At 36.1% G+C, this 19,911-nt stretch carries 16 protein-coding genes and 1 tRNA gene; 12 read left to right on the forward strand and 5 right to left on the reverse strand.

The window, feature by feature from the left end; all coding sequences use genetic code 11:
- Positions 1-132 precede the first annotated feature (132 nt).
- Positions 133-1,671, reverse strand: a complete 1,539-nt coding sequence (locus ACPWSR_RS09430) for an FAD-dependent oxidoreductase (protein ID WP_426347984.1) — start codon at positions 1,669-1,671, stop codon at positions 133-135.
- Between the two features lie 375 nt (positions 1,672-2,046).
- Here ACPWSR_RS09430 and ACPWSR_RS09435 point away from each other — a divergent pair, with 375 nt between their 5' ends.
- The 4 genes from ACPWSR_RS09435 to ACPWSR_RS09450 all read left to right on the forward strand — a co-directional run bounded on the left by ACPWSR_RS09435 (position 2,047) and on the right by ACPWSR_RS09450 (position 6,352).
- Positions 2,047-3,393, forward strand: coding sequence for an APC family permease (locus ACPWSR_RS09435; protein ID WP_426347985.1), 1,347 nt, complete (start codon positions 2,047-2,049; stop codon positions 3,391-3,393).
- A gap of 79 nt (positions 3,394-3,472) precedes the next feature.
- Complete coding sequence (locus ACPWSR_RS09440; protein WP_426347986.1) at positions 3,473-4,438, forward strand: 1,4-dihydroxy-2-naphthoate polyprenyltransferase; 966 nt, start codon at positions 3,473-3,475, stop codon at positions 4,436-4,438.
- Positions 4,439-4,594: 156 nt separating this feature from the next.
- The gene (locus ACPWSR_RS09445) at positions 4,595-6,040 is read left to right on the forward strand and encodes an NAD(P)/FAD-dependent oxidoreductase (protein ID WP_426347987.1); all 1,446 of its coding nucleotides are present in this window, start codon (positions 4,595-4,597) and stop codon (positions 6,038-6,040) included.
- Between the two features lie 237 nt (positions 6,041-6,277).
- Positions 6,278-6,352: transfer RNA gene (locus ACPWSR_RS09450), tRNA-Glu, on the forward strand.
- Between the two features lie 111 nt (positions 6,353-6,463).
- Here the strand turns inward: ACPWSR_RS09450 and ACPWSR_RS09455 are convergent.
- A complete protein-coding gene (locus ACPWSR_RS09455; protein ID WP_426347988.1) occupies positions 6,464-7,336 on the reverse strand; it encodes a DMT family transporter in 873 nt (290 codons plus the stop codon).
- A 426-nt stretch (positions 7,337-7,762) separates the two neighbouring features.
- Here ACPWSR_RS09455 and ACPWSR_RS09460 point away from each other — a divergent pair, with 426 nt between their 5' ends.
- The 3 genes from ACPWSR_RS09460 (at position 7,763) to ACPWSR_RS09470 (ending at position 11,398) form a co-directional block, all read left to right on the forward strand.
- Positions 7,763-9,292, forward strand: a complete 1,530-nt coding sequence (locus tag ACPWSR_RS09460) for a ComEC/Rec2 family competence protein (RefSeq protein ID WP_426347989.1) — start codon at positions 7,763-7,765, stop codon at positions 9,290-9,292.
- A gap of 235 nt (positions 9,293-9,527) precedes the next feature.
- Positions 9,528-10,418 (forward strand): peptidoglycan-binding protein, encoded by an 891-nt coding sequence (locus ACPWSR_RS09465; protein ID WP_426347990.1) that lies wholly within the window; start codon positions 9,528-9,530, stop codon positions 10,416-10,418.
- A 287-nt stretch (positions 10,419-10,705) separates the two neighbouring features.
- The gene (locus tag ACPWSR_RS09470) at positions 10,706-11,398 is read left to right on the forward strand and encodes a YjjG family noncanonical pyrimidine nucleotidase (RefSeq protein WP_426347991.1); all 693 of its coding nucleotides are present in this window, start codon (positions 10,706-10,708) and stop codon (positions 11,396-11,398) included.
- A gap of 66 nt (positions 11,399-11,464) precedes the next feature.
- On the opposite strand, the gene ACPWSR_RS09475 is transcribed toward ACPWSR_RS09470, so the two are convergent.
- Positions 11,465-11,995, reverse strand: coding sequence for a hypothetical protein (locus tag ACPWSR_RS09475; protein WP_426347992.1), 531 nt, complete (start codon positions 11,993-11,995; stop codon positions 11,465-11,467).
- A gap of 309 nt (positions 11,996-12,304) precedes the next feature.
- On the opposite strand from ACPWSR_RS09475, the gene ACPWSR_RS09480 reads away from it, so the two are divergent.
- Positions 12,305-13,375 carry a polysaccharide deacetylase family protein gene (locus tag ACPWSR_RS09480; protein ID WP_426347993.1) on the forward strand — a complete coding sequence of 357 codons (1,071 nt, stop codon included), beginning with the start codon at positions 12,305-12,307 and terminating at the stop codon, positions 13,373-13,375.
- 96 nt (positions 13,376-13,471) lie between these two features.
- Here ACPWSR_RS09480 and ACPWSR_RS09485 read toward each other — a convergent pair whose 3' ends face one another.
- Complete coding sequence (locus ACPWSR_RS09485; RefSeq protein ID WP_426347994.1) at positions 13,472-14,332, reverse strand: aldo/keto reductase; 861 nt, start codon at positions 14,330-14,332, stop codon at positions 13,472-13,474.
- Between the two features lie 221 nt (positions 14,333-14,553).
- On the opposite strand from ACPWSR_RS09485, the gene ACPWSR_RS09490 reads away from it, so the two are divergent.
- From ACPWSR_RS09490 to ACPWSR_RS09500, 3 genes are all read left to right on the forward strand, one after another.
- Positions 14,554-16,749, forward strand: coding sequence for a DNA topoisomerase III (locus ACPWSR_RS09490; RefSeq protein ID WP_426347995.1), 2,196 nt, complete (start codon positions 14,554-14,556; stop codon positions 16,747-16,749).
- Between the two features lie 115 nt (positions 16,750-16,864).
- Complete coding sequence (locus ACPWSR_RS09495) at positions 16,865-17,146, forward strand: hypothetical protein (protein ID WP_426347996.1); 282 nt, start codon at positions 16,865-16,867, stop codon at positions 17,144-17,146.
- 18 nt (positions 17,147-17,164) lie between these two features.
- Entirely contained in the window at positions 17,165-17,875 is a 711-nt protein-coding gene (locus ACPWSR_RS09500) for a Crp/Fnr family transcriptional regulator (protein ID WP_426347997.1), read from the forward strand.
- A 178-nt stretch (positions 17,876-18,053) separates the two neighbouring features.
- Here the strand turns inward: ACPWSR_RS09500 and ACPWSR_RS09505 are convergent, their stop codons facing one another.
- Positions 18,054-18,353: a (2Fe-2S)-binding protein gene (locus tag ACPWSR_RS09505; RefSeq protein WP_426347998.1), complete on the reverse strand. Its 300-nt coding sequence runs from the start codon at positions 18,351-18,353 to the stop codon at positions 18,054-18,056.
- 186 nt (positions 18,354-18,539) lie between these two features.
- Here ACPWSR_RS09505 and ACPWSR_RS09510 point away from each other — a divergent pair, with 186 nt between their 5' ends.
- Positions 18,540-19,769, forward strand: a complete 1,230-nt coding sequence (locus ACPWSR_RS09510) for an FprA family A-type flavoprotein (RefSeq protein ID WP_426347999.1) — start codon at positions 18,540-18,542, stop codon at positions 19,767-19,769.
- Positions 19,770-19,911: the final 142 nt, after the last annotated feature.

A 19,911-nucleotide genomic window follows, 5' to 3' on the forward strand; every position in this document is an offset into this window, starting at 1 on the left:
ATATTAGTGATTTAGAAACAATATATAATGTGATTAGAAGTGACATACGTAATGCATTAAGTAAAAAAGAGGTTCAAAGGCATTTTAGCCTTAGAACCTCTTTTTTTCTATAGTTTAATTTTATTGGACACCTTAATCTTCATCTGGTTTTATAATTTCTAGGGGACGAGTGGCAGGACCTTCAATTATTTCTCCTTTATAGGTGAAGCGGGAGCCGTGGCAGGGGCAGTCCCAGGTGCTTTCAGCGCTATTCCAGTTCAATTCGCATTTCATATGGGTACAGGTAGTATCCACCATATATATCTTTCCTACACTGTCTTTGTATACTCCAGCACGCTTCCCTTTATAAGAAACTATCCTTCCTTCTTCATTTTTTAAATCAGAATAGTTATCTGGATAATTTTTTACCTTTCCTTTTATAAATTCCTTGGCAACATTGGAATTTTGACTTATTCCTTCTTTAATAGATGGATCAGCCTTGAATCTTCTTGGAGTATAAAGCTCCTCATAAGGATTTTCAATTTCAAGGACCAGGTCTCTTAAGATATGCGCTGCAGCGGTACCGTTGGTCATTCCCCATTTTCTAAAGCCTGTGGCCACAAAAATATTTGGTGTATCGCTTGTCAGATGTCCTATATATGGAACCTTATCAAGGGTTACTAAATCCTGAGCTGACCACCGATACAATATTTCTTCTATTCCAAAGGTTTCTTCAGCAAATTCTCTCAGGTTTATATAACAGCCTGGAGTAAAGTCCTGCTGTCCTGTTTTGTGTCCTTCCCCTCCCACTAAGAGGACATTTTCCTTATTATATAGAGCGCTTCTTAAGGAGCGTGAAGGGCTCTCAGCATTTATATACATTCCTCCTGGAAAAGGATTTTTTGCCTTAACAGCTATTATGTAAGATCTTTCAGGATGCATTCTGGCAAAATACATTCCCTTTTTATCGTAAAAAGGAAAATGTGAAGCTATAATAACCTTTCTTGCTTGAATTCTGGGACCTTTTTCTGTATTTATATATATACCGTCATCGGCGTCTATGTCTTGAGCTCTAGTATGCTCATAGAAGGTCACATTGTTTTCTTTGGACTTATTAATAAGATGCTCTAGATATTTGGCAGGGTTAAACTGACCTTGATTTCCTATACTTACAGCAGCCTTAACATCTAGGGGGAGAGGGAGGGAAGAGTGATATTTAATATCAGGAATCTTAAGAGCTTCATAAGCTTTGAATTCCTTCTTTAAGGTCTCAACGTAGCTTTCATCCATTGTATATACATAAGCTCTTTCCTCGGTATAATCGCAGTCAATTCCTTCTTCATTTACTGTATTCTTAATGAATTCTGCTGCTTCTTGATTACTTTTATAATATAGGGCTGCCTTATCTTCTCCGAAATGATTTATTAGTTCATCATATATGATTCCATGCTGGCAGGTTATTTTAGCTGTAGTATACCCAGTGGTGCCTTGAAGCAGAGTGCTCCCTTCGATTAATGTGACCTTATAGCCTGAATTTGATAATAAATAAGCTGCTGTAATCCCGGTTATTCCTCCTCCAACAATGAGTATGTCTGTAGAAATATCCTCATTTAAAGTAGGAAAGGAAGGGAGGGAAGTAGAATCCAGCCACAGGGATTTCATGTCCTTTGGAAGCTCTAATTTTTTTTCCATGGTATAACCTCCTTTACTTCTATAGTTTATTTTTCTTGATTTAGAAAATTATATACAATATATTTTCTTATAAATAAATATAATATATTTTTTCACTATATAATCTTTAATTAAAAAAGCTTTTAAATATGTTTACTTTATAAATCAAAAGTTTAAATTCGAAATAAATATACAGGTAATAGTATGGGTTACATAAAAAAACAATTAAACAAAAATATTGACACAAGGTAATAATCTGTTTAACATATTTATAAGGATTTATAAAGTTTTTAAAGAATTTGTGTATTTTTTTATATTTTATTAATTTGAAGAGGATGCATGATTCAGGGTTCTTATGACTTTATATATTAATAATTAATGAAAGAGGGAGTGTGTATGCAGGGGGAATTACACAAGAAATATGGATTGTTAACGGCTATAACCATGGTTGTGGGAATAGTTATAGGTAGTGGAGTATTTTTTAAGGCAGAGAAGGTACTTAACGCCACAGGAGGGGATCTTCCTCTAGGAATACTAGCCTGGGTCATAGGTGGACTAATTATGATTATATGTGCTTATTCCTTCTCATTGCTGGCCAGTAAATACGAGAAGGTCAATGGCATAGTGGATTATGCTGACGAGGCATTGGGAAATAAATATGGATATTATGTGGGTTGGTTTATGACTATTATTTATTATCCGGCTATAACCTCCGTATTAGCATGGGTATCGGCCAGATATACCTGCGTTCTTTTTGGTTTTGATATTGCAGGGGGAGAAGCCATGGCTTTAGCTGGTTTCTATTTAGTATTAAGCTATAGTATAAATGCCCTATCACCTGTTTTAGCTGGAAAATTTCAGGTAACTACTACAGTTATTAAGCTTATACCTCTTCTGCTGATGGCAGTTATAGGCACAGTGGTAGGCTTAAAAAGTGGAATGATTATGGAAAACTTTACAACGGTAGTGGAGGAAGTAAGTGCTAGTCGAGCACTATTTACTGCAGTAGTAGCTACAGCTTTTGCTTATGAGGGATGGATTGTTGCTACAAGTATTAATGCAGAGCTAAAGGATTCTAAAAGAAATCTTCCTAAAGCACTTGTTCTTGGGTCTTTGATAGTGGTTTCTGTATATATTTTATATTACATTGGTTTAGCTGGTGGAATTTCTAATGAAGTAATGATGAGTGGCGGTGAGACAGCGGCAAAGATGGCCTTTGCAAAAATATTTTCTTCTGCAGGGGGAACTGTGTTATTTGTATTTGTAGTTATCTCCTGTCTTGGAACCTTAAATGGTCTGATGCTTGGCTGTACAAGAGGTATGTATTCCTTGGCTGCAAGGAATAGGGGGCCTGCTTCTGAAATATTTAATCATGTAGATAAAACTACTAATATGCCTAATAACTCATCAGTTTTCGGTCTGCTTCTTTGCGCTTTTTGGCTTCTGTATTTTTATGGAGCTAATTTGACTGAAAGCTGGTTTGGACCTGTGGTTTTTGATTCCTCTGAGCTTCCCATAGTCACTATATATGCTTTATATATACCAATATTTATGATGATAATTAAAAAGGAAAAGGAGTTTAATCCTTTTAATCGTTATGTTATGCCTATTCTATCCATCCTAGGCTGCATATTTATGATGGTTGCTGCTGTCTTTGCCCATGGTATAGCTGTAGCATGGTATCTTCTGATCTTTGCACTGGTAATGATCTGGGGTTCCTTTTATGGAAAAGGAATAAAATAGCTATTATCAAGGAAATAATTATGATAAAATGTCCTAGTAAAGCTAAGTATAGGCTTTGCTAAGGACATTTTTTAATGGGGTGATTAAAATTACAGTTAAGAGCTTTTTAAAATTAGTAGAGCTTCCCACAAAGGTAGCTAGTGTTTTCCCCTTTTTATTAGGAACTATTTATGCCATTTATACCTACGAAAGGTTTAACTTCATAAACTTTATCTTCATGTTTCTTTCGCTGATTTCTATAGATATGGTAACTACAGCAATAAATAACTATATGGATTATAAAAAGGCTATAATAACTAAAGGCTTCAATTACGAGGAGCATAATGCCATAGTAGCCTTTGGCTTGAAGGAGAGCACGGTACTTATTACTATATTTACTCTTTTAGCTTCAGGTATTATTTTCGGTGTATTATTATTTTTAAATACTAATATTGTTATCCTGCTTCTGGGAGCTGTATCCTTTGGAATAGGTATATTGTATTCCTTTGGTCCTGTACCTATATCTAGAACACCCTTAGGAGAGCTGGCTTCAGGACTTACCATGGGACTAATAATAACCTTCTTAGCTGCTTATATTCATGTGTTTCAGGGTGATCTTTTTAGCTTAAGTTTATCTGGTACAAGCCTCCTTGTTACTATGAATTTAACTGGGATAATAAGTCTTCTATTTGTAGCATTACCGGCAGTTGCGGGAATAGCCAACATAATGCTTGCAAATAATCTATGCGATATGGAGGATGATAGGGAGAATAGAAGATATACCCTTCCTATATATATTGGCAGAGAAAGGGGCCTGTTGCTTTTTAAATGGCTCTACTACATAAGCTATATTGTTATTATTATTCTAATATTGCTGGGAATAGAGCCTGTAACGGCTATTCTTGTGCTTTTAACCTTTATTCCAGTAAATAAGAATATTAAGAGCTTCTTTGAGCTTCAAACAAAAAAAGATACTTTCATACTAGCAGTGAAGAATTTTATTCTGATAAGCTTGGCTCATGTTATTGCTTTAGCTTTAGGAGCCTTATTGAAAGTTATGTTATGATTGTTTTTTTTTAGGTCTTTCCTGGAGGAAGGACCTTTTTTATAGATAGGTTTTATCTTTTTATGAATTTATTGAAAAAAATTATTAATTAATAAGTTAACTCATTATAAAAGTGGTAGAATATTTATACAATAGAATATGATTGGAGGTAATTTTATGTATGATGTAGCAATCATCGGAGCAGGGGTAGTAGGCTCGGCTATAGCAAGAGAATTATCTAAGTATAAGCTGAGTATATGCCTCATAGAAAAGGAAGAAGACGTTACCACTGGAGCTTCTAAAGCAAATAGTGGTATAGTACATGGAGGTTACTCTGCAAAGTATGGAACTCTTAAAGGGAAGCTTTGTGTAAAGGGTAATGCAATGTATGACCAGCTGCAAAAGGAGCTGAACTTTGGGTTTAGACGCACTGGGGCCTTAGTTATAGGCTTTGATGAAACGGACAGAAAAACAATACAGGGACTTTATGATAATGCTGTAAAAATAGGCTGTGAGGACGATTTAGAGATAATAGACCGTGATAAAATTAAGGAGCTTGAGCCCTATATAAATGATGAGGTAAGGGTTGCCCTATATTCTAAAAGCGTTGGTGTAGCTTCTCCCTATGAGCTTACCATAGCCCTAGCTGAAAATGCTGCTGCCAATGGAGTGGAGGTTAAGCTTGGTAACGCTGTTACAGCAATAGAGAAAAAAGAAGGATATTTTGAAGTTGTAACAGAAGAGGAAAAGCTTAAGACAAAATATGTTATAAATGCAGCCGGCCTCTATAGTGACTTAGTAGCTGCTATGGTAGGAGCTAATAACTTTAAGATAATACCAAGAAGAGGTCAGTATGTACTCTTTGGAAGAGATCAAAGCTACCTAGTAAATTCCGTAATATTCCAGGTTCCTACAGAAAAGGGTAAGGGAATATTAGTAACAACCACCTATCATGGCAACTTTATGCTTGGACCTAATGCTGAGGAAATGGGACCTAGAGATGATGTAGGTACAACAGTGGAGAGCCTTCAGGAGGTTGTAGAGACTGCTAGGTTATCTATAAAGGATTTTGATATTAAGAGAGCCTTAACTACCTTCTCTGGAATAAGAGCTACCAGCGATACTAATGATTTTATAATAGAAGAGAGCAATGTTAAGGGCTTTATAAATGTTGCTGGGATTGATTCCCCAGGGCTTACATCTTCACCGGCAATAGCTGAAATGGTAGCAGAAATACTTCAAGAAGCAGGTCTTACCCTTGATGAAAAAGAAGACTTTAATCCTTATAGAAAGTCAATAATAATACCTAAGGATGAGAGCTTTGATGGAGAAATAGATCATGAGGATCCTAAGAAGAACATCATCTGCCGTTGTGAAAGAGTTACAGAAGCAGAGATAGTAGATGCTATTCATAGAGGAATTCCTATTTCCAGCATTGATGCAGTTAAAAGAAGGACAAGGGCTGGTATGGGTACCTGTCAGGGAAATTTCTGTGGAAGGAGAGTTAAGGCTATAATAGCCAGAGAAACAGGAATACCTATTGATGAGGTAACGCAAAGAGGAAAGAAAGAAGCTTCAGCTCCTATAAGAGTTGCTATTAAAGATATAAGAAAATTTAAGTAAACCGAAGCTGTAATAATGTACAGGAAAAAGAAAGATATAAATATAATACCAAGGAAGAATGTTTAAGAAATAAGTTGCTATTGTGAGAAGTGGATAAGTGGAGATTTGGAGAATCTTATGCTGCTTTTCTTTTATTTTGTCTAGATTACAGAAAATAATAGTTTAAAAATAAAAAAATCTAAAATACCTATTGAAATATTTTGAAATACAGTGTAGAATAAAAAATGTAGTTTTTAAGGCCCCTTGGTCAAGCGGTCAAGACGCCACCCTCTCACGGTGGAATCAGGAGTTCGATTCTCCTAGGGGTCACCATATAACCTTTCAGACGATTGGATAACCACGTTTGAGGGGTTTTTTATTTTGCTTAAAAATAATAAGGAAGCAAAAGGCTGCGCTTTAAAGTTATAATTTAAACTAATAATTTTAGTTATTATCTGTGGAAGCGTAATAAGTGCCGATTATCATTATAACTAAGGCGGCTATAAAGGCTATAGATAAATTGCTTTTAAAAATAATTAAAGAAAGAGCAACTCCTATAAAGGGTGCAAAGGCATAATAGGTGCTTGTCTTAGCGGCACCTAGGGATCTTTGAGCATGTACATAAAAGAAGATGCTCAAGCCATAGGCCACGAAGCCAAGAAGTAAAGCAAAAAGGACATATGCTATGGAGGGAAGGCTTTCTCCAATTGCAAGGGCAATTGCAAAGGAGCCAATACCCGATGCTAGGCCTTTTATGATTACAATTTCTGTGGGATCCTTATGGGACATCATTCTGGTACAATTGTTTTCAAAGCCCCAAGAAATACAGGCTAATAAAACAAATACTGAGCCTAAGGAAAATGAGAAGCTGCTGATATCTTCAAAGGATAGTATTATACTTGAAAGAGTAACAAGAGAAATAGCTATCCATAATCTCTTTGATATAGCTTCCTTAAAGACTATTAATGCTATAAGGGAGGTTGTTACTATTTCGAAGTTATTTAACAGAGAGGCATTAGCAGCTGTTGTTTTAGATAAGCCTACCATTAAAAATATAGGAGCAATAATATCCAGGATTACCATAGCTATTGTATATGGCAGTTCTTTTTTTGTTAAGGGAGTTTCCTTAGAGGCTTTTCCTATTTTTCCTTTTATATATCGGAGAATCCCCATACCTATGCCAGCACCTAAATATAAAAAGGCAGCCATCATAGATGGAGATATCCTGTTAAGCAGGAGCTTAGAAAAGGGTGAACTGATTGCATATAGAGCTGCTGCTAAAATTGCATAAAAAATTGGTGTCCAATTATTTTTCATCTGTATCCTCTCTTATTAGGGAAATTCAGTAGTACCTTGTTGAGTGTTTGTATAAAACACCATTTTTATATTTTTATGGCTGGTATGAATAATATACCATATTATAAATTATAAGGAAATGACTAGCTTGCTATCGTAGCTCCAAAATGTAAGATACATACCTTTTAGCTAAATAGTGATCATCACTTGGTAGATATAAGGTGATAGTTATTAAATGCTCCATTGCCATTATTATAATAAGGGGAAATTAAGATATTTTGTAGAAATGATATAATATATTTTGTAGAATTATTGATAGGGATTGTATATGAAGTTATTAATATGGGTATAATAACTTTGCTAAAATTTAATTGTTATGGGTTCAATTATAGAGATAAGGTTCATTTAACTATCTAAAGAAGAAAGTAAGGATACGGTGATTCATTTATGAAAGGAAGAAAATTTAATAACAGTAATTTGTTAATGTGGTTAGCTCTTATTTTCTTTGCTCCTTTAGGGGTATTTATGATGTGGAAAAATAAGAGATTTAATAAGCCTGCAAGGATTATTATATCAGCCTTCTTCTCCATGATATTTTTAGCGGGAGTAGTGGGTACAGAAGATGTAAATAATGATGCAAGCAGCAGTCTCATGGCTGATAGTCAACAAGAGCAGTCAATTGATGATGGAAAAGAAGAGCAGAATAAGGATCAAGCAGCAGAGGAAGATAATAAAGCGCCAGAAGAGGATGTGAAATCCGAAGAAGATAACTCTGAGGAAGAGGTAGAGGCTGATACTAAGCTTCCTGAAGAAAATAATCAGCAAGAAAATAACCAGGAAGAAGATAAAAGCACTGCAGTAGGTGCTGGTAAGGATGAGAGTAATAAGGTTACTGGTACTTTAAAGGTTCACTATATTGATGTTGGACAAGCTGATTCAATTCTAATTCAGCAGGGTGATAGTGCTATGCTGATAGATGGTGGAAATAGAGCAGATGATACTACGGTTAAAAGCTATCTCGATAGTCAGGGCATAACAGAGCTTCAATATGTGGTAGGTACTCATGCTCATGAGGATCATATAGGTGGACTTTCATACATAATAAATTCCTTTAAGGTTGGAAAGATATATTTCCCTAGACAGACGGCAACAACTCAGGTTTTTCAATCCTTTGTTAATGCGGCTAAAAATAAAGGACTTAATTTTACTGCTCCTCAGGTAGGTAAAACCTTTAATCTAGGGGATGCGGTTTGTACAATTTTAGCACCGAGGAGCAGCTCCTACTCCGGAAGCAATGATTATTCTATAGTGCTAAAAGTGGTTTATGGCAACAATTCCTTCTTATTTACTGGAGATGCAGAAGCAGTATCTGAAATGGAAATGGTTAATGGAGGGCTGAATTTAAAGGCTGATGTTTTAAAGCTTGGTCACCATGGCAGTAAAACTGCTACGGTAGTCAATTTTTTAAACGCTGTTAACCCTAAGTATGCTGTTGTTTCAGTAGGTAAGGATAATCAGTATGGATTACCCAGCCAGTCGGTGATGGATAGGTTAAAAAGCTCTAGTATACCGGTGTATAGAACAGATGAAAGTGGCACTATAGTTGCTACCTCTGATGGTAATACAATTGAATTTAATAAAGCACCAGGAAGCTATAAGCCTGGAAACACTCAAAGTAGTACTACTCAAAGCAATAGCAATACCCAGAGCAGTAATAATACCCAAAGTAATAGCAATACCCAAAGTAGCAGTAAGCCTAGTAGTAATTCAGGAAGTAGCCAGGCTGGAAGCGGAAGCACTGGTACTAATGACAATACAGTGACTCCTCCAGCTACTACCAGCACTGTGTATTGGACTCCAGGAGGAAAATCCTATCATACTACAAAAGGATGCAGCACACTGAGCAGAAGTAAAACTATTCATTCAGGACCCTTAAGTTCTTGTCCCAAAGATGATCCCTGCGATGTGTGTCACTAAAAATAATTAAATTATAAAGAGAGAAGATGCTTAAAGGAAATAAAAGTCTTCTCTCTTTTTTTCTATTTGATAAAAATTTCAACCTTCAAAGAGTTGTTTTTCGTTATTTAAACAAAAATTGGCGGGTATTAGCATATTTACAAAAGAAACAGATTATTTTATCACTATTTCCTTGGAAATATAATAGATTAATAATAGGGGGATGGAATGCTAAATAATCTAAGGAGGAGATATTATGTATGCTAGTAAGATAGTAGAGAAGGCTAAAAGCTTTATTGGAGTAAAGGAGAATCCTCCCAGTAGTAACGATGTAGTTTTTAACAGAAATTATTATGGAAGGATTGTAAGAGGTTCAGCATATCCTTGGTGCGTTACCTTTATTTGGGATGTATTTAGATTGGCTGGGGCATCGACATTGTTTTATAACGGACAAAAAACTGCTTATTGCCCAACCTTAGAAGGGTGGGGGAGGAGCCAAGGGTTGGTTGTTGGAAAGAATTCGGGAACTGATGGAGATATAGTTCTCTATGATTTTAAAGGCCGCGGTGAGGCAACTCATGCTGGAATAATTGAAAAAAATAACCTTGATGGCAGCTATACCACAATAGAAGGAAACACAGGTATTAACAGTGATGAGAACGGAGGAACTGTTATGAGGCGTGTTAGAAATACATCTGTAATCAGGTGCATAATCAGGCCAAAATATCTGCAGGAGCCCGTAAATACCACCAAAACCCCTAATACCATTAAGGAGGTTCAAGAGTATTTGAATGAAAAGCTTAAAGGTAACCTTTCTATAGATGGTTCCTTTGGACCTTTAACTAACAAGGCATTGATTATGTACTGGCAGTCAGTGGTGGGCAGTGGTCTTTCCGTTGATGGGTCCTTTGGTCCCAAATCCCAAGCTGCTGCTTCTATGAATAATCTTAAAAAGGGGGATAAGGAAGAATTAGTTAGGATAATGCAGATGGCATTGATCTGTAGAGGATATTCCTTGAAGCCCTATGGAGCCGATGGAAGCTTCGGACCTGCGTCTGAAACAGTACTAAAGAGCTTCCAGAGGTATAATCGTCTGTCAGTTGATGGTATATGTGGTAGAAAGACGTGGATAGCATTATTAAAATAAAATAAAAGTTGCGGGGCTGCACTTTAGTGATAAAAAAATCACAAGGTAAGCCCCTTTATTTACGTATATAATAATTGATAGAAAATACTAAGAATTATATAATGAACGTAACAGTTATTTATTGAAAAATAAATAAAGCCTGTTAATGGGTAACGGACTTTATTTGAGGAGAATTAAATATATTTTTCTTACAGTTATATATTAATATATATATGTTATGTATGTGAACAATTGTGGAAATGTAAATGAAAGTAATTTATATAATATAAATCCAAATGGAGGAAGCTATGATTAAATATGATATTATTTTTTTTGACGCTGATGATACTCTTTTAGATTTTCAAAAAGCAGAAAAAACAGCACTATCAGAGGTGTTTAAAAGCTATGGAGTAGAAGACAGTGAGGAGATATTTAACAAATACATAGAAATAAATAATAAGCTTTGGAAGAGCTTTGAACTGGGAGAAATAGCAAAAGAAGATATATTAAACAGCAGATTCACCCTTCTTTTCCAGGAGCTATGCTTAGATAAGGATGGAATTAAGTGTAATAATGATTATTTAGATGCTTTAGGAAGAGGAGATTTTCTTCTAGAAGGCTCAATAGAAGTCTGTGAGTATTTAAGCAAATATTGTGATTTATATATAGTAACCAATGGGGTTTCAAAAACTCAGCATTCAAGAATTGATAATTCTCCTTTGATGAAATATATTAAGGGGGTATTTGTATCAGAGGATGTGGGATATCAAAAGCCTCTTAAGGAATATTTTGATTTTGTTTTTAAAGCCATTGGAGAGATGGATAGGACTAAAGCTCTAATAGTAGGAGATTCCTTAAGCTCCGATATTCTTGGTGGAATTAATGCAGGAATAGATACCTGCTGGTTTAATCCTTATAAGAAGGAAAATACCTTGGGAATTAAAGCTGATTATGAAATAAAAGCTCTTCAGGAGCTGTATGGAATTATTGAAGAAAAATAAAAATAGGTCTATAGCCTTTGGCGTATAGAGACCTATTAATAATAATTGCAATATATGATTAGAGTCTTACAATTCATCAATAATAAGGTCTACCTCCTCAAGTAAGCTATCCTCTATTTTTAGAGCTAGACTTAAAGAGTTTAGCTTTTCCTCCAGGGTAGGAGAAACACCTTTATTATAATAATAAAGAATTGTAAGCTGTGAATTAATAACCTTGATTCTTTCTTCATAATTATTTTTTAGTATTTTGTCGAACTCAGAGAAGATTTTTTTTCCTAAGATATCTGTATTATTTAGACCCTCAGTCCCATAGGTGTTATTATTATTAATGTAGTGAGTACAGAGAGCATAATATTGCTTACTTATTTCACCATAAAGGAGCTCATCCTGAAGCTTGCTCCATAGGATTAAATTTGTCCTATACATAATATATTGAAAGAAGAGAAGCTCCGTTAGGGATATGCTTGAATTTTCAAAGCCTAAGGATAGTAAGGTATCTGTGTCTGAGGCAATTCCGGTGCTAATAGCTCTGGTATAGTCATATAGCCTTTCTGCCGCCTCTTGGGTGGTTAATTTTTTCTTGAATATATTTTTCATCTTCAACACCTTCTCTAAAAACTGTATTAATATATAATTCTACATATAGCAAATTATCCCTCTTATAAATAGATAAAAAAAGATTAAAAGATATTAGATTCTTGATAAAAAGTTATAAAATGACTCTAAATAAAAATAAATTTTTAAAATAAGGTTACTATACTGCAAAAAATTACGTATATAGTATATAAGTTCTTTTGAGGCTAGCTTGCTTTTACTAAAAAGGTAATAAAATTATATTGTAACTAATAAAATGGTAAGGTAGAATTATAAAGTGCTATCATAAGAAGTGCTAAAAGGGATGATAAAATGACAGGAAAAATAGATTTTAATAGAAGACAAAAAGTGGCAAAAAGAAAAAGGATTATCAAAATAGGAATGATAACTGTTCTTTTACTTATTACGGTAGGAGGAATAAGTAAAATTGTTTCATCACAATCCAATGGAAAATTTTTTACTAGCATAAAAAATATGATTTTTTTAGGTGATAATAGCCCTGAAAAAGAAAAACCCGTAGAAGATGAAGCTGAGGAGATTCCTAAGGAAGAAGTAAAAGTTCCAGAGGTTTTGCCCACGGATGTAAGTCCAAGCAGTAATACCTCTGTAGCAGGCAGTGAAGATGCATGCGATGCGTTTATGGTCCAGGATGCCAATAGATTTCTTGTTAGAGGAGAAGGAGAAAAAACAGTTTTTCTCACCTTTGACGATGGTCCATCTACTGAAAGCACCAATAAAATATTGGACATTCTTAAGGAAAATGATGTTAAGGCAACCTTTTTTGTCTGGGGAGAAACCTTAGAGCAGAGCCAGGGGCAGAGAGATTCTCTTAAGAGAGCTCTTGAAGAAGGACATGCTATTGGTAATCACAGCTATAGTCATAGATATGATTTTCTTTACCCTAATGGAGAGGTTGATTATGATAACTTTTTTGAGGACTTTGGAAAAGCGGACAAGCTTCTCAAGGAGGTTTTAGGGGAAGATTTTCAGACGAGAGTTATAAGGCTTCCTGGAGGCGCCATGTCCTGGAAGGGATTGGATAAGATTAAAGATAAGCTTAAGGAAGATAACGTGGCTTATGTTGATTGGAATGTGGATTCTGGGGATGCAGCTTCTGGTCATCATTCTAAGGAGAAAATTCTTGCATCCATTAAAGAAGGGGTAGAATACCTTCAGTCGGCGAATATTAATCAGGTGACAATATTAATGCATGATACTAATCCAAAGGTGAGCACCGTAGAAGCTCTTCCAGAGGTAATTGCTTATTTAAAAGAGCAGGGGTATCAGTTTAAAACTCTGACCACCTTTGATGAAGAAGTGCCACAGGATGCTGAGACTGTTAATAACACAATAGATAGTGAAGAGTCTATTAAAAACAATTGATAATAAATAAGGCCTTCTTAGGCTATAGGATTATTACCTGTAGCACTAAGAAGGCCTTATTTATATTATGCTAAATTTTAGAAGTCCTATTTTTTGCTAAAAGTTTATAAAGTCAGGATCGCTGCCGGAGCCCTTACAGGTGCTGATCTGGTCTATAAGGTGCATATCCCCCTCTGTTATCTCAAAATCAAAGATTTCTCCATTAGCTTTTATCCTATCACTGTGAACGGATTTAGGAAGAGGTAGGATGTCTTTTTGAAGTATCCAGCGAAGCACCAGCTGAGCAACGTTTTTATTATATTTTTCAGCTATGTCCTTAAGCTCCTCTACCTTAAATACCTCTCCAGAAGCTAGAGGACTCCAGGCTTCTACTAGAATATTATGTTCTCTGCAGAAATCAACTATATCCTCTCTAAGGCAGCTTGGATGGAATTCTATTTGGTTAACCATAGGTACAATTTCACCGTTGTCCATTAAATGCTGAAGATGGTGCACTTTAAAATTACTTACTCCTATTGCCTTGATTCTTCCTTCCTTATATAGCTTTTCGAAGGCTTTCCAGGTGGCTAAGGTAGCTTCCTTCCAGTCATCTCTATGAGCTACAGGTACGGGCCAGTGAATGAGGTAAAGATCAAGATATTCTAAACCAAGCTCCTCCATAGTTTTATCAAAGGCTTTGAGAGTTGACTCGTAACCATGCTCTGGATTTGCAAGCTTACTGGTAACAAAGATTTCCTCTCTTGGTATCCCTGACTCCTTAATAGCTTTTCCTACACTACCTTCATTTTTGTAGGCAGCGGCTGTGTCTATATGGCGATAGCCAACCTTTAAGGCTTCTTTAACAGAGGCTACAGCTACTTCTCCATCGGGTGTTCTCCAGGTGCCAAAACCCACACAAGGAATCTTCACACCATTAGCTAGTACAAAGCTATCTGATAAGTTTTTCATAATTTCCATACCTCCAATAAAATTAATAATAAAAATATGATACCATTATATATAGCGTTATACTATAATCTTTAAATAATATTAATAATTGGAATGGGTAAATTATATGGAGAAAATGATTAGGAGGAATCTGTTATAATAGCCTTAGAGGAATAACAGCTATAATGATTAAAGAAAAATAAATGTAAGCACTGACAAAGGATGCTTTATTTAAAGAGGAGAAATGAAATATGGATAAAATACTGGTGCTGGCTGAAAAACCTTCAGTAGGAAGAGAGCTAGCTAGAGTTTTAAAATGTTCAAAAAAAGGAAATGGATATATTGAAGGAGACAAATACATAGTTACCTGGGCTTTAGGGCATTTAGTTACCCTGGCTGACCCAGAGGCTTATGATGACAAGTACAAGGCCTGGAGGATGGAGGACTTACCCATGCTGCCAAAGCCTTTAAAGCTAGTGGTAATCAAGCAGAGTGGAAAGCAATTTAGGGCTGTGAAGGAACAGATGGTTAGAAAGGACGTTAAAGAAATAGTTATAGCTACCGATGCTGGTCGTGAGGGGGAGCTGGTGGCTAGATGGATTATTGATAAGGCAGGAGTGAGAAAGCCCTTAAAGAGATTATGGATATCCTCCCAAACTGATAAGGCAATAATGGATGGCTTTAAGAAGCTGAAGCCTGGAAATGCTTATGATAATTTATATAGGGCTGCAGAATGCAGAGCTGAGGCAGACTGGGTAGTTGGACTTAATGTAACTAGAGCTTTAACCTGCAAGTATAATGCTCAATTAAGTGCTGGTAGAGTTCAATCAGCAGCACTGGCAATGATAGATCAGAGGGAAGAGGAGATAGCTTCCTTTAAGCCACAGCCATATTTTAATATTCAGGCCAAGGCTAAGGGCTTTTCTCTAAAATGGAGAGACAAGAACAATAATCCTAACCTATATCAGGAGGATAAAACCGACAAGCTTTTAGCTTCCTTAAAGGGTAAGGATGGAATAGTCACTGATGTTACAGCGGTTAATAAGAAGAAATTTTCACCGGCCTTATATGATCTTACGGAGCTGCAGAGGGATGCTAACAGAATTTTTGGATACTCAGCTAAGGAAACCCTCTCAATAATGCAGAGACTTTATGAAAATCACAAGGTGCTCACCTATCCTAGAACTGATTCTAGGTATATAACTGATGATATAGTAGCTACCATTCCTGACAGGTTGAAGGCAGTGGCTCAGGGAAGCTACAGAGGAATTGCAAATGAGCTTCTAAAGGGAAGGATTAATGCTCATAAGGGCTTTGTGGATAATAGCAAGGTAAGCGATCACCATGGAATAATTCCTACAGAGGAAAGCGCTAATTTATCCAGGCTTTCCAGTGAAGAGAGAAATATATATGATTTAGTAGTAAGAAGATTTTTAGCTGTGATGCTTCCTCCTTATGAATATATACAAAGTACTATTACCATGGAGGTAGCTGGAGAATTCTTTTACGCTAGAGGTAATGTATCCAAGGCTAAGGGCTGGAAGAGGGCCTATGATAGAAATGAGGATATTGCTGAAGAGGAAGAGGATAGGGACAGTCAGGAGCTACCAGAGGTTAAAAAAGGCGATAGATTAGACATTATAGCTTATGAGAAGAAAGCCTTAATGACAACTCCACCTCCAAGGTTCAATGAAGGAACACTCCTTTCTGCCATGGAAAATCCACAAAAATACGTGACCATGTCCAAGGAAGAAGCAAAAACCTTGGGGGAGACTGGTGGAATAGGTACCGTTGCAACCAGGGCTGATATCATAGAAAAGCTCTTTAATATGTTTTATATAGAAAAGAGGGGGAAGGATATAATACCTACCTCTAAGGGTAAGCAGCTTATTGATTTAGTTCCTGAGGAGCTGAAGTCTCCTATATTGACAGCTCACTGGGAAAAGGAGCTGGAGCTCATAAGCCTTGGAAAGAGAAACTCTAAGGAATTCATTGAAAAGATGAGAGCTTATGCTGATGAGCTGGTTAAAGAGGTTAAAAGAAGCAGTGATAAGTTCCGCCATGACAATTTAACAGGAAGCAAGTGTCCTGATTGTGGAAAATACATGCTGGAGGTAAAGAGCAAGAATGGATTAATGCTCGTTTGTCAGGATAGAGCCTGCGGACATAGAGAGATGAAGAGCAAATTTACCAATGCCCGCTGTCCAGAATGTCATAAGAGATTAGAGCTTAGAGGTAAAGGAGAAGGGGCAATATATGTGTGCCCTAATACCAATTGTGGCTTTAGAGAAAAAGCCTCTTCCTTCTCAAATCGCTTTAAGGAAAAGGAAGGACAACTTAATAAAAAGGATGTTAATAGATATATGAAGAAGCTGAAGGAAGAGAATGATGAGCCAATAAATTCAGCATTAGCAGAGGCTCTTGCTAAGCTTAAGCTTGGCAAATAGTGTAAGCTATTTGAAGTAAGATGTAGTCATATCTGATAAAATAATATACCTATATATTAATTATGGGAAATAATGTATAATGATATTGGGAGATTATTATTTTGGGGTGAGTGATATGGACTTGTTAAAGCTTATAGTTCTTGCAATACTCTGTGAAGCAATTTGGGAAACCTTAAAGCTTTTATGGGAAAATGGTAGGGCTTCTGTGGATAGAATAGGTGCCATTGCCGTTGGGCTTTTATTAACCATAACCACAAGGATGGATATATTGGCCTTAGTAGGACTTCCCTCTATAACGCCTTTAGTTGGGATGATACTTGGTGGAATAATTATTTCAAGAGGGGCTAATTTCGTCCATGATTTGATTAAAAAGGTACAACCAGATAAAACAAATTGATATTTGGAGGTGAGTCTTTTGCAGAAAATTGACTGTGAAAGCTGTAAGCATAGATTATGTGCCTCACAGGTTCCGATTTTTTCTTTCCTATCCAGGGAAGAGCTTTTAAAAATAGTGAGCATGACAGGACATATTGCCTTCAAAAAAGGTGAGCTTATCACTGGAGAAGGAGATGTTTCTAATACTCTGTTTATAATAAATGAAGGTCAGGTAAAGCTATCAAAGGTCACCAGGGATGGCAAGGAGCAAATCGTGCATATTCTCACCTCTGGAGATTTTTTTGGGGAGCTGAACATCTTTGGAGGCAGGGAGAAGAATAACTTTTCTGCCTGGGCTATATCACCAGTAAAGATATGCACTCTCAATAAAGAGTCCATGGATAAAATCCTCCTGGCTAATCCTGAAATAGCCTTAAAGCTTATTAAAGAAATCTCAAAGAGACTGGCAGATACGGAGAACTTAGCACAGAATCTAGCTACTAAGGATGCAGAGCTTAGAATAGCCTATATCCTTCTGGAGCTAACAGAAAGGTATTCACATAAAACCGTCAGAGGAGTTGAAATAGCTCTTCCAATAACCCGGGAGGAAATGGCGAGCTATGCAGGCCTAACCCGAGAAACCATCAGCCGAAAGCTAGCCCTGATGCAGGATCAGGGAATAATAGAGTTTGAAGGCAACAAGAACGTAATAATTAAGGATGAGGCTTATCTTAGGGATATGCTATTGTGATATCCTTGAGAATACTGGGGATGTAGTTAATAGCTTCCTTAATTATAATTTTCATAATATAAGTTTAAAAAAAGGACCAGAGAGTTGGTCCTTTTAATTTGGCATTTATTATAATTATTTTGTTAATCTCTCAGCTAAATAAGATTTTATCTAATATATCCTATCATATTTTAATGAATTATCTTTTATTCTCTATAATGTTTTCTAATAGTCCTTTGCATCTTCCACATACGGTGCCGGCTCCAGTAGCCTCGCCGACCTTTTCTAATGTATCTGCTCCGTTATTTACTGCCTTTACTACCTCTTCTATGGATACATTTCTGCATCTACAGGCATTTTTTAATACCTCTTCTATTTCCTTGCGTTCAGCGTCATCTTCTATAGCTATGTCGGATAAATTTTTAAGCTCCTCTATAGTTCTTGCTCCTTGACCTTGAGCGGCTCTGACTTTTTTGTATTTTTGCATATCTAGACTCATAGGTATACACTCCTTATTTTTAAATTAAGTAGTTTTATTATTTGCTATGCTATGGATTAAAATACTCTCAGTAAATTTTCAAACTGTGATTTGAATCATATTTTTAAATTCCCATAGCCTATATAATCTAGTCATAAGGGAAGCAGAGAAGAGCTTCTAAATAAATTTACTTAAGGAGTGCAGATTATGGATAAGGTTTTGATTGGGGAAAATATATATTGGGCAGGGAAGATTGATGATAGGGATGTACCTTTTCACAGGCTCACATTAACAAAAGGTACAACCTATAATAGCTATTTATTGAAGACTTTAAAGCCTACAATTATCGATACAGTGGATATGGCTTTTGGTAAGGAATTCGTTGATAATTTAAAGAATTTGATAGATTTAAAAGAGATACAGTACATTGTTATAAACCATACAGAGCCAGATCATTCAGGAGGGCTAGGAAGTCTTGCTGCTCAGGCAAAGAATGCAGTGATAGTATGTACAGAACATGCTGTGGAAGAATTAAAGGAAATGTATAAGCTTCACAAGAGAGAATTCCTTGTGGTTAAGGATGGAGATACCTTGGATATTGGAGGTAAGACCTTAAGGTTTATTGAAACACCTTACCTTCATACTAGAGAAACAATGATAACCTATTGTGAGGAGGATAAGGTATTGTTCCCCTGCGACATATTCAGTACCCATGTTGCAAACTATGAGTATTTTAATGATGAAGCTAAAGAGGATATAACTGAGGACTTTGTAACCTATTATAAGCTAATAATGCATCCTCACAGAAAGTATGTGCAGGACATGATATTAAAGCTTAAGGATTTAGATATAAAAGTTATTGCGCCTTCCCATGGATATATTCTAAGGAAGGATGTTCAAAGCTTTATAGATATGTATGACAAGATGAGCAAAAACACCGTGCTTGATAAGAAAGCAGCCATTGTATATTCTTCAATGACCGGTAACACTAAAAAAATTGCCTCAGCACTTAAAGGTGTAATGGAAGAAGAGTCTATAACCTGTGAGCTTGTAGATGTGAATAAAACAGAAAAACAAGAAGTATTTAATGCAATCAAAAAGGCTGATGCAGTGCTCTTTGGAACCTCTACAAAGTATGCTGATATGATAGGTGGCTTAGAGGAAGTATTAAAAGAGTTAAAAACTTTAAATCTTGATAATAAAATAGTTGGTGCCTTTGGCTCCTATGGCTGGAGCGGAGAGGGAATTGAAGTGACTCAGGATTATCTAAAGGAAAGTGGAGCTAGGGTTTTGAACACTTCCGATATAATTAAGGGCACAGGAATGACAGATGTAAGCTTCCCATTGAGAATCAGATTTTCTCCTAAGGAAGAGGATATGGAGAGTGTGGGGAGAGCGGGGGTTTATGTGGCTGAGTTGTTGCTGAATGATTTGTAAAAAAGCAACTAAGAGGTAAAAGCTAAAAACTAAGAGTTGAAAAGATAAAAGAGCAAAAGTTAAGAGCAAAAGAGAAAAGACAACTAAGAAGTAAAAGGTAAAAACTAAGAGTTGAAAAGCAAAAGATAAGAGCAAAAGATAA

The organism is Alloiococcus sp. CFN-8 (assembly GCF_049943125.1).
In the GTDB taxonomy this organism is placed as follows: domain Bacteria; phylum Bacillota; class Clostridia; order Clostridiales; family Clostridiaceae; genus JAEXZL01.

What these genes read in the sequence shown, in the direction of transcription:
- ACPWSR_RS09485 (WP_426347994.1), bottom strand. Translation starts at nt 14,332, where the DNA reads ATGGAAATTATGAAAAACTTATCAGATAGCTTTGTACTAGCTAATGGT.
- ACPWSR_RS09470 (WP_426347991.1), top strand. Translation starts at nt 10,706, where the DNA reads ATGATTAAATATGATATTATTTTTTTTGACGCTGATGATACTCTTTTA.
- ACPWSR_RS09435 (WP_426347985.1), top strand. Translation starts at nt 2,047, where the DNA reads ATGCAGGGGGAATTACACAAGAAATATGGATTGTTAACGGCTATAACC.
- ACPWSR_RS09445 (WP_426347987.1), top strand. Translation starts at nt 4,595, where the DNA reads ATGTATGATGTAGCAATCATCGGAGCAGGGGTAGTAGGCTCGGCTATA.
- ACPWSR_RS09430 (WP_426347984.1), bottom strand. Translation starts at nt 1,671, where the DNA reads ATGGAAAAAAAATTAGAGCTTCCAAAGGACATGAAATCCCTGTGGCTG.
- ACPWSR_RS09495 (WP_426347996.1), top strand. Translation starts at nt 16,865, where the DNA reads ATGGACTTGTTAAAGCTTATAGTTCTTGCAATACTCTGTGAAGCAATT.
- ACPWSR_RS09480 (WP_426347993.1), top strand. Translation starts at nt 12,305, where the DNA reads ATGACAGGAAAAATAGATTTTAATAGAAGACAAAAAGTGGCAAAAAGA.
- ACPWSR_RS09490 (WP_426347995.1), top strand. Translation starts at nt 14,554, where the DNA reads ATGGATAAAATACTGGTGCTGGCTGAAAAACCTTCAGTAGGAAGAGAG.
- ACPWSR_RS09455 (WP_426347988.1), bottom strand. Translation starts at nt 7,336, where the DNA reads ATGAAAAATAATTGGACACCAATTTTTTATGCAATTTTAGCAGCAGCT.
- ACPWSR_RS09505 (WP_426347998.1), bottom strand. Translation starts at nt 18,353, where the DNA reads ATGAGTCTAGATATGCAAAAATACAAAAAAGTCAGAGCCGCTCAAGGT.
- ACPWSR_RS09475 (WP_426347992.1), bottom strand. Translation starts at nt 11,995, where the DNA reads ATGAAAAATATATTCAAGAAAAAATTAACCACCCAAGAGGCGGCAGAA.
- ACPWSR_RS09465 (WP_426347990.1), top strand. Translation starts at nt 9,528, where the DNA reads ATGTATGCTAGTAAGATAGTAGAGAAGGCTAAAAGCTTTATTGGAGTA.
- ACPWSR_RS09510 (WP_426347999.1), top strand. Translation starts at nt 18,540, where the DNA reads ATGGATAAGGTTTTGATTGGGGAAAATATATATTGGGCAGGGAAGATT.
- ACPWSR_RS09460 (WP_426347989.1), top strand. Translation starts at nt 7,763, where the DNA reads ATGAAAGGAAGAAAATTTAATAACAGTAATTTGTTAATGTGGTTAGCT.